Source organism: Allorhizobium pseudoryzae, assembly GCF_011046245.1.
GTDB lineage: Bacteria > Pseudomonadota > Alphaproteobacteria > Rhizobiales > Rhizobiaceae > Neorhizobium > Neorhizobium pseudoryzae.
The window spans coordinates 398,330-412,812 of sequence record NZ_CP049244.1 but is presented as its reverse complement, the minus strand read 5'-3'; the positions used below and the strand labels follow the sequence as shown (position 1 = coordinate 412,812).

Annotated in this window: 10 protein-coding genes and 2 pseudogenes; 6 read left to right on the top strand and 6 right to left on the bottom strand. The window is 58.1% G+C overall.

What is annotated here, in order from left to right; genetic code table 11:
- Positions 1-5 precede the first annotated feature (5 nt).
- Both bcsN and G6N78_RS20840 read right to left on the bottom strand, forming a co-directional pair.
- Positions 6-1,040 (bottom strand): cellulose biosynthesis protein BcsN, encoded by a 1,035-nt coding sequence (gene bcsN, locus G6N78_RS20845; RefSeq protein WP_165223367.1) that lies wholly within the window; start codon positions 1,038-1,040, stop codon positions 6-8.
- A protein-coding gene (locus tag G6N78_RS20840) for an IS5 family transposase (RefSeq protein WP_234905797.1) occupies positions 1,010-1,791 on the bottom strand; the annotation gives its coding sequence in 2 pieces (ribosomal slippage) (positions 1,010-1,461 and positions 1,461-1,791; 783 coding nt in all). The genes bcsN and G6N78_RS20840 overlap by 31 nt, the downstream gene beginning before the upstream one ends.
- Before the next feature lie 613 nt (positions 1,792-2,404).
- Between G6N78_RS20840 and G6N78_RS20835 the strand changes: the two genes are divergently transcribed.
- From G6N78_RS20835 to G6N78_RS20810, 6 genes and pseudogenes are all read left to right on the top strand, one after another.
- Complete coding sequence (locus G6N78_RS20835) at positions 2,405-3,700, top strand: CRISPR-associated endonuclease Cas3'' (protein WP_234906064.1); 1,296 nt, start codon at positions 2,405-2,407, stop codon at positions 3,698-3,700.
- 181 nt (positions 3,701-3,881) lie between these two features.
- Positions 3,882-5,448, top strand: a pseudogene (gene istA / locus G6N78_RS20830) (IS21 family transposase).
- Positions 5,381-6,115, top strand: coding sequence for an IS21-like element helper ATPase IstB (istB, locus tag G6N78_RS20825; RefSeq protein WP_165217142.1), 735 nt, complete (start codon positions 5,381-5,383; stop codon positions 6,113-6,115). Before istA ends, istB begins: the two are co-directional and overlap by 68 nt.
- A 137-nt stretch (positions 6,116-6,252) precedes the next feature.
- A pseudogene (locus tag G6N78_RS20820) lies at positions 6,253-6,663 on the top strand (response regulator transcription factor); the annotation flags it as partial.
- 41 nt (positions 6,664-6,704) lie between these two features.
- Complete coding sequence (locus tag G6N78_RS20815) at positions 6,705-7,109, top strand: response regulator transcription factor (RefSeq protein ID WP_165223365.1); 405 nt, start codon at positions 6,705-6,707, stop codon at positions 7,107-7,109.
- Positions 7,110-7,214: 105 nt separating this feature from the next.
- Positions 7,215-7,796: a response regulator transcription factor gene (locus G6N78_RS20810; RefSeq protein ID WP_165223363.1), complete on the top strand. Its 582-nt coding sequence runs from the start codon at positions 7,215-7,217 to the stop codon at positions 7,794-7,796.
- Between the two features lie 309 nt (positions 7,797-8,105).
- On the opposite strand, the gene G6N78_RS20805 is transcribed toward G6N78_RS20810, so the two are convergent.
- The 4 genes from G6N78_RS20805 to G6N78_RS20790 all read right to left on the bottom strand — a co-directional run bounded on the left by G6N78_RS20805 (position 8,106) and on the right by G6N78_RS20790 (position 14,471).
- The gene (locus G6N78_RS20805; RefSeq protein ID WP_165223361.1) at positions 8,106-10,397 is read right to left on the bottom strand and encodes an FdhF/YdeP family oxidoreductase; all 2,292 of its coding nucleotides are present in this window, start codon (positions 10,395-10,397) and stop codon (positions 8,106-8,108) included.
- Positions 10,398-10,702: 305 nt separating this feature from the next.
- Positions 10,703-12,304 (bottom strand): MFS transporter, encoded by a 1,602-nt coding sequence (locus G6N78_RS20800; RefSeq protein ID WP_165223359.1) that lies wholly within the window; start codon positions 12,302-12,304, stop codon positions 10,703-10,705.
- Positions 12,301-13,410, bottom strand: a complete 1,110-nt coding sequence (locus tag G6N78_RS20795) for an HlyD family secretion protein (protein ID WP_165223357.1) — start codon at positions 13,408-13,410, stop codon at positions 12,301-12,303. The genes G6N78_RS20800 and G6N78_RS20795 overlap by 4 nt, the downstream gene beginning before the upstream one ends.
- Before the next feature lie 110 nt (positions 13,411-13,520).
- Positions 13,521-14,471 carry a helix-turn-helix domain-containing protein gene (locus tag G6N78_RS20790; protein ID WP_234906063.1) on the bottom strand — a complete coding sequence of 317 codons (951 nt, stop codon included), beginning with the start codon at positions 14,469-14,471 and terminating at the stop codon, positions 13,521-13,523.
- Between the last annotated feature and the right edge of the window lie 12 nt (positions 14,472-14,483).

Genomic DNA, 14,483 nt, shown 5'->3' with positions numbered 1-14,483 from the left:
GCGTTTCACCGCGAGGGTTTGCTACCGCCTTTGTTGGAGCACGCTGCCGGTATGGCTGTCGTGCCTATGCAGTCAGGTGACGGAACCACCACGGACGTCGCGTTTCCGGTGACGGAGGCGTCCGCTGGCGGTGATGGGATGGTGATGACGCCGGCCTCAACGCCTGGAACCGGGACGCGGTGGGCGGGGGCCGGCGTTGGGTGGGGTGCGGTGGATGCGCGCACGGTCCGGTCCGCAACGGGGCGTATCGAGTTGGTCGTGATCGGAGTGGCCGCAGAGTATCCGAAGGCTGCCAGGCGTGCTGCCGCGTCTGGTGTCGGATAGATCGGCTGTCCGGTCTGGCCAAGACGGGGATCGATCGGGGCCGGGCTTCCGTAGGGGTTCCAGATCTCTCCCTGAAAACCACCCACAATCGTATATCCGTAAAGAACACTCAGCAGTTCGTTCTCGGTCGCCCTGTTGTCACACAGGCGCAGGCGAACCTGAATCATGCCGAAATCGCGCCCGAAGCCGTTCCCTGTCGAGCGGGACCGAAGCTGCTGCCAACCATAGATGCACACGTCGCCATGGCGGCTATGCCCTGAAGCATAGCCGAACGGCCCGTAGGCGTTCTGCAGATAAAGCGTGGAGCGGGTCAGTTGCACGCCTGGTGCCGCAGCATTCATTTCTGTGCGCAGCGTCGCTTCACCCAGTGGCCGATAGGCAATGCTTGTGGGTTGTTCGGCGTCGCGACCGCCCGAGAAACTGATCTTGAGGTAGTTCTGTCCGGGGATGCGGGAGACGGTTGTCAGCGACACGGTCTGCTCGGTGCCGTTTTCATGCGACTGTTGCACGACGCCGACAATCCCGGGTCCGCCGGGGGGAGGCATGATGAGCGCCTTGTCGGCCGCCACGAGTTCAGGCCCGCTTGGCTGTCTGACGCCACCGGTCGTGCTGCATCCCACCAATGCCAGCATGAGCGCCACAAATGTCAATCGCGCCTCGATCAAAAACTTTCCCTTGAAAAGAACTAGGTTCTGTTGACAAAGTATGGCAGCCATATCTTTGCGGCGGCCAGGGCAAGGAATGCTGCGAAGGATTTTCGGGTCTTGTCGTATCGGGTCGCGATGCGACGGAACTGCTTGAGGCGGTTGAACATCCGCTCTATGCGGTTTCGATCCTTGTATGCCCGGAAGTCGCAGGCAGGCGGGTTCTTCCGGTTGGCCTTCGGCGGAATGACGGGCCTGATCCCGTGGATCAGGAGTTCTTCACGCAGGAAATCGCCGTCATAGCCTTTATCGGCAAGGAACAGCCTCGGTTTGCCGACCGGTATCGCCAGCAGGTCCGGAACGGCGTTGTAGTCCGAAACCTCTCCGCCCGTCAGGATGAAGCCAAGAGGGCGTCCCTGACCGTCTGCTCGGGCGTGGATTTTCGTCGTAAAGCCGCCGCGTGATCGACCAAAAGCCTCCTGATAAGTCCCCCTTTAGCGCCCGCAGCCTGCGAATGGCCGCGAACCGTGGTGCTGTCGATCATGTGCTGCCAGTCATCCGTTAGCCCAAGTTCGACCAAGGTCTCAAGAAGAGCGTCCCACACGCCCTGTTCGGCCCAACGGCGAAAGCGTACATAGACCGAGTTCCACTTTCCGTAGCGCTCATGCATATCGCGCCAGGGGCAGCCGACCCGAAGAACATGCAGCATACCGTTCAGGTATCGTCGATTATCGTGCGAGGGCCGGGATTTCCTACCACGTTCGGTGGGTAACAGACCCTCAATGATCCGCCACTCCATATCCGTCAGGTCGCCACGAGCCAAAGCTGCCTCCTAAAAAGCAGTCTTGAATCATGCTTCCGCTGATTTGGGAATCCACTTTGTCAACAGGACCTAGATTACGCCTCGGGGAATGCCGCAAGGTGTTGACGATACTGGGTTATAGTTCCTTCTTATGGTTAACAGATTCTAAAGCAGGCCGTGCTAATGTGCCGATGCACGGGCTTTGTTGTGCTGTTTCACCTAGAGGTAGCGAAGCTGACGTGCTACGCGGAGACAGTCTGCGTCGGACGAGCCATAATTGGCTTTTGTCAAGATCTGATCCAATTTTTCATTCGGAGCTTGGTCGTCAGAAAAGAGACCGCCTAATCGGATTGGTGGGTTCCGATCCATGGCGCGGATTGCTGAAAGCCGCACTTGCCGCTGGAGCGCCTGAGACCTCGCCATCAGCAACGACACGATCCGATATCACCAGACGTGGGCACGCGTTGCTTGACGATGTCTTTGATGGATTTCGGATCCAGTGCGCGCGATGCCCATTTAAACGTCCTTGGCGCATCCTTGGATTGTAAAGTGCTCCGATTTATACAATACCAGTTTTGCACGACGCATCCATGGGGGCGGTCGCCATTCAAGGCGGCGGCCGATAGGTTGGATTGTGATTTACTTTGGTCACAGCGGCAATTGCGGAGACAGGAGCGATTGGCAGAGGCTTGATGCGCATCTGCTGAATGTTGCCCGGCTGTCCGGCAGTTTCGGTGAGAAGATCGGTTTGGCGCGCGCAGCCTATGTTGCCGGCCTGTTTCATGATCTCGGCAAATATGATCCTGCCTTTCAGGCCTATATTGCAGGACAGGGCGCGTCGGTAGACCATTCGACAGCTGGCGCCAAGGTGCTGCGCGATCTTGCGCAAGGGCCGGACAAGGCCGTGGCGGAAATCATCGCCTATGCCATTCTCGGCCACCATGCCGGCCTGCCGGATCGCGACAATGCCACCGGGGGGAGTTTCAACCTGCGGATCGGGCAGCCTCTCAGGATCGCTGACGCCTGGCGCAACGAGTTGGGGGACGACCTTGCCGCTCGCATCTCCGGCATGGCAGACAACCTGACGCGCTTTGTGGTCGAGGACCGCGAGCGCCAGGGTTTCGCCCTGTCCTTTGTTGGGCGAATGGTCTTTTCGTGTCTGGTTGATGCAGATTTCAGGGATACCGAGGCCTTCTATGTCTCTCAGGGCGAGCGGCAGGCGGATCGCGACTGGCCGCCTCTGCAAGATCTGATCCCGGATTTTTGGGAACGTTTTGAGGCGCACATGGCTGGCCTTTCCGGCCGGTCCGGGACATCCGGCAAGGGCGGTGCACTGAATGATCTGCGTGCCCACATCCTGTCGCACGTGCGCAGCAAGGCGACCGCCCGGCCCGGCCTGTTCACCCTGACCGTGCCAACTGGCGGCGGCAAGACGCTCGCCTCGCTCGGCTTTGCGCTGGATCATGCCAAAGCCCATGGTCATCAACGCATCATCTACGCCATTCCCTTTACCTCGATCATCGACCAGGCAGCCGCCATCTTCCGCAGTGTCCTGGGCGACGAGCATGTGCTGGAACATCACTCGAATATTGACGAGGAGAAGTTTCAAGCGCGGGAGCGGCGCGACAAGCTGAAGCTGGCGATGGAGGATTGGGCGGCTCCGGTCATCGTCACCACGAATGTGCAACTGTTCGAGAGCCTGTTCTCCGCCCGACCGTCCCGCACCCGTCGCCTCCCTCGCGGAGGCGTGGATCGAAACGATTGCTTGGACGGCTCTCCTGTCGTCGATCTCGAAAGTCGCCTCCCTCGCGGAGGCGTGGATCGAAACTTCGTTGGAAATGGTGGCGGGTCGCTGGAGAAACGTCGCCTCCCTCGCGGAGGCGTGGATCGAAACGATGTGTATGGACCGCTCCCGGTTTGCAAGGAGTAATTTGAACGTCACGGCAGAGACGGTGCTTGCGGTCGTGTATCCGGCCTGTTTATGCGAGCCGCTCGGCCGCTTGTGTTTCGGCGTGCAAAATTGACCCCATTAGCGGGGTAATCGGCGTCCAATTTTGACCCCCTTCGGATTTATCTGACCATCCGTCTTTTGACGGCGGATGGAGAGGGAGTTGAAGCGAGTGGATACGATTGCGCGCGTCCGGCGGGCCTTTCATGTTCAAGGCTGGTCGATGAAGAAGATCGCCCGCGAACTGCATGTTTCCCGCAACACGGTCCGCAAGATATTGCGCACCGATGAGACCGACTTCTCTTACGAGCGCGAGCGGCAACCTTTGCCGAAGACAGGGGCCTGGAAGGCGGAGATCGAGCAGTTTCTCGTGACGAACGAAGGCAGGCCATCGCGCGAACGGCTGACGCTGATCCGGATTTACGAGGAGCTGCGGGCGCTCGGATACGACGGCAGCTATGATGCGATCCGCCGTTACGCCAAGGGTTGGGCGAAGAACCGCGGATCAGCGACGGCGCAGGCTTATGTGCCTCTCTACTATGCACCCGGCGAAGCCTACCAGTTCGATTGGAGCCACGAGATCGTGCTGATCAATGGCACGACGACGACCGTAAAGGTCGCCCATGTCCGGCTCTGCCACAGCCGCATGATATTTGCCCGCGCCTATATGCGCGAGAGCCAGGAGATGGTGTTCGACGCCCACGACAAGGCGTTTGCCTTCTTCCGTGGCACCTGCACACGCGGCATCTACGACAACATGAAGACGGCAGTGGAGGCCGTGTTCGTCGGCAAGGAGCGGCTATACAATCGCCGTTTCCTGCAGATGTGCAGTCATTATCTCGTTCAGCCTGTCGCCTGCACACCCGCCTCCGGCTGGGAGAAGGGGCAGGTCGAGAACCAGGTTGGCTTGGTGCGCGAACGCTTCTTCACCCCGCGCCTGAGGGTCAAGAGCCTTGAGGAATTGAACGTCTGGCTGCTCGATAAATGTGTTGCCTATGCCAAGGCGCACAACCATCCGGAACAGGCCGACCAGACGATCTGGCAGATGTTCGAGGCCGAGCGCGGCAGTCTCGTTCCCTATGTCGGTCCGTTCGACGGCTTTCACTGCGTTCCGGCCTCGGTGTCCAAGACCTGCACGGTCCGTTTCGACAACAACAAATACTCGGTCCTCTCAACGGCAGTCGGCCGCCCGGTCGAAGTCCACGCCTATGCCGACCGGATTGTCGTCAAGCAGGATGGCACGGTCATCGCCGAACATCGGCGCAGCTTCGGACGCGGCGAGACGGTCTATGATCCCTGGCATTATGTGCCTGTCTTGGCCCGCAAACCCGGCGCTCTTCGCAATGGCGCGCCGTTCCGCGACTGGGTAATGCCAGCGGCGATGGAGAAGGTCCGCAAGCGATTGAAGACAGTCGATGATGGCGATCGGCAAATGGTTACTATCCTCGGATGCGTGCCAGGCGACGGGATCACGGCCGTGGAGGCCGCCTGTCAGGAGGCGCTTGAACAGGGTGTCTGCTCGGCTGCCGTCATTCTGAACATCCTGGCGCGTCGTCGCGATCCGGCTCCGGCTGCGCCCCTACAAATCCCCGATGCACTGCGGCTGACCCATGAGCCGGTCGCCGATTGCGCACGCTATGACAGCCTCAGGAGGGCAAGCTGATGGAACGCACACAGGTTCTGGAATTGATGAGCACCTTGAAGCTCTACGGCATGCGCAGCGCCTATGACGAGGTCATGGGCAACGGCATCAAGCGCCAGCATGAACCGCCGCGCATCGTTGGCGATCTTCTGCAGTCCGAGATCGCCGAGAAACAGGCGCGCTCCATTCGCTACCAGCTCAGCATCGCCAAACTGCCGCTCGCCAAAGACATCGACGACTTCGACTTCGCCAACACACCCGTCAATGAAGGCCTTGTCCGCGATCTGGCCACCGGAGCCTTTGTTGCCGATCAGCGCAATGTTGTTCTCGTCGGCGGCACGGGCACCGGCAAGAGCCACCTGGCCATCGCGATTGCCCGCGCGCTCATCCGCAACGGCACACGCGGGCGCTTCTACAATGTCGTCGATCTGGTCAATCGGCTGGAGACGGAGACGCGCAGCGGCAAGCAAGGCCGGACCGCGGATTATCTCAACCGCCTGGACTTCATCATCCTCGACGAACTCGGATACCTGCCCTTCGCCCAGGCCGGCGGCCAGCTTCTATTCCATCTGATCAGCAGGCTTTACGAGCGCACATCCATCATCGTCACCACCAATCTCGCGTTCGGCGAATGGCCAACCGTCTTCGGCGACGCCAAGATGACCACCGCGCTCCTCGACAGGCTGACCCATCACTGCGAGATCGTCGAAACTGGCAACGAGTCCTGGCGCTTCAAAAACCGCTCTCAAAGCTAAAGCCGAAGAGCCCCATCACTCGCACCTGGTTCGCCCTCTGCAACCCCGGCCAGCGCCGGGCGATCCAGGTGCTGATCGTCAACATGGGGGTCAACATTGGACGCCGATATGGGGTCAAGTTTCCGTGCCGATTGACACCCATCGTCTTTATGACCGGCTTCGGCGATATACCAATGAGCGTTCGTGCAATGAAAGCCGGGGCTGTCGATTTCCTGGCAAAACCATTTCGTGATCAGGATATCCTTGACGCTGTTCTGTCCGCTCTGGAACGTGATGCGGATCGACGTCGCGAGGCGCGTCGCTTTCAGGAGCTGACGGCACGATTTCAGACGTTGACGTTGAGAGAACAACAGGTGTTGGAAGCGGTTGTGAAGGGGCTCATGAACAAGCAGATCGCATTCCAACTCGGCATCAGTGAGATCACCGTGAAGCTGCATCGCGGGAATGTGATGCGCAAGATGCAGGTCAGATCGCTTGCTGAACTGGTCCGTGCAACCGAGCAGGCTCATGAGTTCTCGGTGCGCTCAACGAAACCCGCAACGATCTAGGACGCTGCTGATCGATGCGAAACACAGGAAGTCCGATCTCCGTGTCACATTCCTCCATTATAGCGATTGTCGATGACGATTTGGCAATCCGCGAAGCTCTCGATGATCTTGTAAAGTCGCTGGGCTACGAAAGTAGATTGTTCGCCTCCGCAGAAGCGTTTTTGGATTTTCAGCCGCGATCCGCGATTGATTGCATGGTGGTGGATGTCAAAATGTCTGGTTTGAGCGGCATCGAACTTCAGAGGCGCTTGAACCATGAGGCGGATCGCCCTCCGATGATCTTCATGACGTCATATCACGACGATAGAACCCGCGCGGCCGTTCTTGATGGCGGAGCGTTGGCGTTCCTGGGAAAGCCGGTCAACCTCACCAAATTGATCGAGTGCTTAGAGCTGGCGCTGGCCTTGCCGAAGCGCACTGAGAGCGAATTCACCCCCCGCACATGAAACGCGACAGTTTGCCATAGTGTATGGGCAAACATACCGCAAAGTATAGTGTAGCAAGGCCGTCGGTTGGCGTAGCCTGTCATTGTCTAAAGGAGATTGACAGGTATGCAAAACGGGCGTGCGCAAAGCAACACTGGTAGCGTTGAATTACAAAAAATTGTACTGATTGTCGACCCTCAGAACTCGCAGGGTTCAATTATAAAACAAATGATTGAAAGCAACGGACATCGCGTTTTGTTGGCAAAGGACGTAGAAGCAGCAGCTCACCATATCACGAATTCGCCGATCGATTATTGCGTCACGGAGCTGAGATTTGAGGACGGGACGGGCCATGATATTCTTCGTTTGCTGGCCGTCCACCATCCTGCCTGTCGAACAATCGTCCACAGCCAATACTGCAATATTTCGGTCGCGGTCGCGTTGACGCAGGCGGGGGCAGCCGATGTGCTGCCAAAACCAATGTCGGAAAGCTTTGTTCTGGCAATCCTCTTCAACGAGGACATACGCAGATTTTCTGAACAGCCTTGCGTGCCAGCACCAAACGCCGTGCGTGAAGAACATATCCGTCAGGTGCTGATATCCTGCGGGGCGAATGTTTCTCGGAGCGCTCGCAGTTTGGCTATGCATCGTCGAACCTTGCAGCGCATGGTTGACAAGTCGCCTATGTTGCGCGCCGTTCTCAGATAGTTCAGTGAACGCGAGACCGAGCTTTACAACACCCTCAGAGCGTTTGGCCGGACCAAACGCCGCCAAGATGCACAAGCTCTCCGAGCGAAGGTGCATTCATCGTGCGCATGCCATTGTTGCGATGCAGCATGCCGTCCCATAATGACGCCGGATTTCGGCATCCTGCTCCAGCGCGACTTGGGCCGGCTTCCGGGCTTGTCCCTCTCCAAAGGGGGCCAGCAGAAAGTCGGATGCGCCGGCTTTGGCCGAGAGCCGATTATGCTTTCGGATTTTCTCGGGCCCCTCATTCGGTTGGAATGCCTTTCCGGATCACGTAGCCTGTGAGCGTGTGATCCTGACCGGAACTCCCTTATAAGCCGGAGTTCCGGATCTGCGATCGTAATGGCCGAGGGCAATGATGGCGTTCATCTCCGGATAGTAGCCGCCGATCGAGCCCTGCGGAAGATCATAGGCCACGGCAGTATAGCCACGTACCGACCGCTCCGGTCCTTCGGTTATGGCATGGACGTCGATGAGATCGCCGTCCTGGAGGCCGCGCGCCTTCAAGTCGGCGGGGCTGACGAAAATGATGTCGCGGCGACCGAACACTCCCCGATATCTGTCATCCAATCCATAGATGCTCGTGTTGTACTGGTCGTGGCTGCGCATTGTGGCCATAACGAGCGTGTCTGGGTCCTTGAGGCGAGGGTCTTCGTCAAGGCCGCACGCGATGCGGAAATGTGCCTTGCCTGTGGCGGTGTGCCATTCACGCCGGGATGCCGGAACATTCAGCCGGAAACCGCCGCGCGCGCGAATGCGCCTGTTGAAATCCTTAAAATCCGGGAAGACGATCTCGATCTTGTCACGGATACGATCATAATTCTCGATCATGCCGGCCCAGTCGATCCCATATCGACTACCCAACGTCGCCTGCGCGATGCCGGCCAAGATGGCAGGCTCGGACTTTAGGAGTGGGCTCGGCGGATTGAGAAAGCCCCGTGAGGCGTGAACCATAGACATGGAATCTTCCACCGTCACGGATTGCGGACCGGAAGCCTGGGTATCGAGATCGGTTCGACCGAGGCATGGCAGGATCAGGCATGTCTTTGCGGGGAGTAGATGAGATCGATTAAGCTTGGTAGAAATATGAACAGCAAGATTGAGCTTGCGCATCCCGGGGAATGTCACGGTCGGATCCGACATCGCGACTGCCAGATTGCCACCGAGGCAGATCAGTGCCTTGGATCGACCTTCGACAATCGCTTTAATTGCTTCAATGGCATTGTGGCCTTTGTCGGCTGAGGGGCGAAATCCGAAGGCACGTTGGATGCCGTCTAGAAGGGACACATTCGGGATTTCTGTAATCCCCACTGTCCGATCCCCTTGAACGTTCGAATGGCCCCTCAAAGGGCATATGCCGGCTCCTTGGCGCCCGATATTGCCGCGCAGCAGCAAGAGATTGGTTGTCTGCTGAACGTTATGAGTGCCGTTCGCATGCTGGGTCAGTCCCATGCCGTAACAGAGGATGACATTCTTGGCTTTTAAGTAGACATCTACGGCGCTTTCGATCGAAGCGCGTGAAAGGCCGGAATAGGTGAAGATATCATCCCAACTCGTCTCTTCGACATCCCGGCGCAGGTCATCCACGCCCAGTGTATGATCGGCGATGAAGGCACGGTCGAGGACGCCAGAGCCACCCATGGCGAGATCTGTGGTATCGCGTTCGAAGATCAGCTTCATCATGCCTTTGATCGCAGCGAGATCGCCGCCGATGCGGAGCTGATGATAGTCTGACGCAATCTCCGTCGAAGAGAACGTGGCCATCTCGACCGGATCCTGCGGGGCGGCAAATTTCTCCAGCGCTCGTTCCTTGAATGGATTGAAGACCACGATCGGCGTGCCTCGACGCGACGCCTCATGCAGCGTCGTCATCATGCGCGGATGATTGGTGCCCGGATTGTGTCCGAAGCTGAAGATCGCGTCGCAATGGTCAAAGTCCTCCAGCGTGACCGTTCCCTTGCTAACGCCAATCGATTCCGGCAGCCCGATGCTGGTTGCCTCATGGCACATGTTGGAGCAATCTGGAAAATTGTTGGTTCCGAATGCGCGCACGAAGAGCTGATAGAGGAAGGCCGCCTCATTGGAGGCGCGGCCCGAGGTGTAGAACTCGGCCTGGTTCGGGCTTTCAAGAGCGTTCAACTCTTGACCGATCAGGCGGAAGGCTTCATTCCACTCGATAATCTGGTAGCGATCGATGCTTGAGTCATAGATCAGCGGGTGTGTGAGGCGCCCCTGGTTCTCAAGCTCGTGATCGGTCCAATTCCACATCTCGGCAACGGTGTGGTCGGCAAAGAAATCGGGGCCGACGCGCTTGGCGGTGGATTCCCACGTGATCGCCTTGGCACCGTTTTCGCAGAACTCGAAGGATGACGTATGCGTGGGGTCGGGCCAGGCGCAGCCGGGACAATCGAAACCTTCGGGCTGGTTCGCCTTCATCAGAGTGGCCGTTCCCTGCGCGACGACCTGCTGTCTGGCGAGCGTTTCGGCAACCGCTTTGAGCGCTCCCCAGCCGCCTGCTGGTTCATTGTATGGCTTGATGCCGTCCGGGCGTTTCTTTTTCATCGGTCAATCTCCGTTACGTAAGGACACCCTAACAGCGCGCGGACGGCTTCGAAGCTATACAGGAGCATAGGTCCTGCAATCGTTCGCCATGCGTCACCCTCTCTGTGAAGCAAACGATCATATGGACCTGACAAATCCCGGCGCTATCGCGATCTCGGGCAGCACGTGTGCCGACGCAGGCTGTCGAGAAAAAAGGTCCTCCTGCTGTGCCAATGCGACCGGCGAACGGCCGGCAGATCAAACTGCTCGCCTCGACACCCGGAGCAATTTGCAGCCTTGCGGAAATACAAGCTATTGCGCTGCGCTTACCGATCGGCTTCGGCTATCGCTTGATGTTTGAAATCCTGGTGAAGTGGACCATAAGGCATAGAGATCATGAAAATCGTCACGAAAAGCCCCGCGACCGCTGCCCAGAATGACACCACAAACAGGTCGCTATAAGCGAGGATTGTCGCCTGATTGCGGATCGCCAATGATACGGCAGAGAGGCTTTCCAAATGGCCACGGGTTCCTTGGCCATAGACGTGTTGCAGCTTGCCAAGCAAAAGCTGGAGTTGTTGTGACGTGGCGGCGATCGGGCCGTTTAGGATGTCGGAATGAAACTGCTCGCGATGTCGTTGCAGCGTTCCTAGAATGCTTGTCGCGAGTTCGACGCTTCCCAATCGCACAACCTGAATATAGGCCGAGACGGCCGTCGAGCGGGAAGGATCCGAACTGCCGACGAGATAAACGACCGCCGCGAAAAACACGAAGGATTGGCCTGCGGTATGAATGAGCACGGTCGAAAGAAAATTCCACGGCCCCCAGGCCAGCGTCAGGTGCGATCCCAACTGCGAACCAAGTGCCATCAGTGACAGACCCAGCACAATACAGAGGCGAGCATCGAAACGTCGCAGCAGGATGATCGCGACGGAAATGAACAGGAAGGCAGGGAAAACAGCTCCGACGAGATATAGCGCGGAAATTGCAATCGGACGGAATCCGAGGACAGTGTGCAAAAAACCCGGTATGGCCATGGATGCGCCGGCACTCGAGAGCGCATAGCAGATGATGATGGCGTATCCGAGCCCGATATTGCGGCTCATGATGACGCTGAGATGGGCCCAGGGGTGCGCAACCACGCTCTCGTTGATTACGAAGCCGATTGCCAGCGTGCAGCCGCCGACAAGAAGCGCAATGATCGTTCCCGATTGGAACCAGTCGAGCCGGTTGCCCTGGTCGAGACCGACATACAGCAAGGTCATGGACGAGCCCAGGAGCAGCATTCCGCCCCAGTCCGCGTGCTCAAGGAGGCCAAGATTGATCTGCTCCTTTGGTGCCGCGATGACCAGCAGGAGAGCGATCAACGGCGCCACGATGACGTCCTGCCAGTACATCCACTGCCAGCCGAGGTAATCTCCGTAAAAGCCCACCAGCACGAAGCCCAGATTTTGGGACAGTGGGACACGCAGCGCATAGATGGCAATGCCAATCAGCCAGTAGCGCTTGTCCAGGTTTCGGAAGATCACCATGATCGTGGCGGGGATGAAAACGCCAAGCAGAAGGCCTCTGATGGCATGCAGTACGAACAGGAGCAGCCCGTCGTGAACCATCGGAATTTCAAGAGAAACGATGGCATAAACGAGGGCGGTCGGGATCATGATCCGCCGGACGCCAAACACGGTGACAAGCCAGGCCACTGCAGAAGCAATCAGGATCTGAGGCGCATTGGCGATCGTGCTGAGCCAAGATGCCTCGTCGCTGCCGAGCGAATAGGCACCCTCAAGATCGGGTAAACCGACGACGAAGACACGTGTGTCGAAGCCGACGACGAATGATGCCAGAAGCAGGGCAGCGACGATCAACACCGGCCGGGTTGCGGTGGTGCCCTCAGTAACTGGCCCAAACGAACGAAAGGCTGTCGTCATTGGCTCGTGCCGCCAGGGGTGGAAACGGTGACGGTCGCGGACATGCCAGGACGTAACGCATCGAGCAGAGACTGATTGGGATCGATCGCAATCTTCACAGGCAGTCGTTGAACCACCTTCGTATAATTGCCGGTCGCATTGTCAGGAGGAAGCAAAGCGAAGATCGAGCCGCTGGCCGGAGAAAGTTCTGCCACCGTTCCATGCAGGGGCCGACCCGGAAAGGCATCGACTTTGATTTCAGCTTTATCGCCTGCCAACATACGTGAAAGCTGTGTTTCTTTAAAATTCGCCGTCACGTAGACGTTTGGCAGCGGCACTTCAGAAACGACACCAGTGCCAGCGGTGACGAAATCACCCTGATGAACCAGCCTTCGCCCGAGTCTCCCGTCAAAAGGCGCGTAGATGCGCGTATATCCTTCGTTGATGCGAGCCGTCTCCAGGTTCCCTTCGGCTGCGCTTGCCTGCGCCTTCAGCAGCGGCTCTTGGCCGTGCAGAACCTTCAGTTGGGCCTGCTGCGCGACAAGGGAAGCGGCGGTCGAACGTACGGCAGCCGCGGCCTGGAGCGCCGCTGCTTGAGCCTGCTGGAGAGCTTGCTGCGAGGTCGCACCTCCCAGACTCAACTGGCGCTGATATTCCTCCTGTGCTTGTGCATTCTGCGCCATGGCTGAGGCGTGCTGTGCATCCGCCGCCTCGATCGCTGCTTTTTGAAGTTCGATCTGATTGCTTAGATTGGAGAGCGTGGCATTCGCTGCGGCAAGGTTGGCCGATGCAATTCTGACTGCCGCCTCATAGCTACGCGGATCGATTTCCACCAACAACTGCCCCTTGGTGACCTTCTGAAAGTCGCCAACCGGAACATTGAGCACCGCACCGCTGATCTGGGCACTCAGCGTCGAGACATCCGCGTTGATGATCGCGTCATTCGTCGATTGATAGGACGCGCCGGCGATCCAGCGATCCCAGTCAATAATCACCGATGCGACCGCAGAACCAACAAAAAGAATTGCGAGCAGCGGAATGGCGAGGCGCTTGATACTCGCCGCGGGTTGGGATGGTGGTTGCTGTGGCGCAGGTGAGGCGCTCCCCGTCTTGGCTTGGTCAGTCATCGGCATTCAGCCCCGGTCGGCGTGATGGAGGAAGAGGTTCACGCGAAGGCTAGCAGTCCCCAAGAACTGCCGACACTATACGGGAGAATAGGTTCGGGGAGCTCTGGGACTCAGCCCTTCGGCGCATCTCGGAAGAGATGAGACGGCGCGGGAATGATGTGGCGTCGCCATGCGGCAGGGGAAATCCCCTTCGCCTCTCCAAAGGCACGGGTAAAGTGCGCCTGATCGGAAAAACCACAGGCAGCGGCGATTTCCCTCAATGTCTTGGAAGAGTTTCTCATCAGGTCTATTGCCTTGTCGATCCGCCGTTGCGCCAGCCATCTGTGTGGCGTGCTGCCGGTCGACTGTTTGAACGCTCGGGCGAAATAGGATGATGATAGCCCGCACTCCTGTGCGATATCGATCAGATTCAGCCTACCGTCGAGATTGGCATCCAACATCGCTGTGGCTTTTCTTAACTGAACCGGCGTGAGGCCGCCGCGATGTAATCGCAAACTATGCGGATGGCCTCCATAAGTGGATGAAAGATGGACCAGCAAACCTGTGCCGATATAGTCGAGTAGAAGTTGGTTCGCGTCGAAACGGTTTTGGAAAATCGGAGCCATGGCGCTTACGATACCTCTGATCACCGGATCATCCACATCCGCACCCGGGGCAATATTGAAACCTTCTACAGCCCGGACACCCGTCTGCTCCTGGAGAGAAAGAAGTGCCTTTCTTGAGATATGTATGTTGATGCAGTCGAAGGCAGACTGCAAATCTGCGCGCCATACTCTGGTATAGTCGTAAAGGGTAAAATTCCCCTGCCTGCTACCAGCAAAGTCTATTTCCTTGCCATCGGCCCAGAGGGCGCCATGATAGTCGCGCATCTGCATGGAGAGCATGAACGCGTCTTCCTGAACATGATCATCCGACATGCCGTGGCCGGGCGTGTCGCGCATGATCCGTGATGCGGATAATATCCCGCCGCTGAGAGACGCCGCCACAATCTGCGGCGTTTGATGGACCCGCAGAAACTCCATGTTGCGGTTGTCAACCACCTGCTCCTCTGGCTCCGGCATAGCTCACCAACT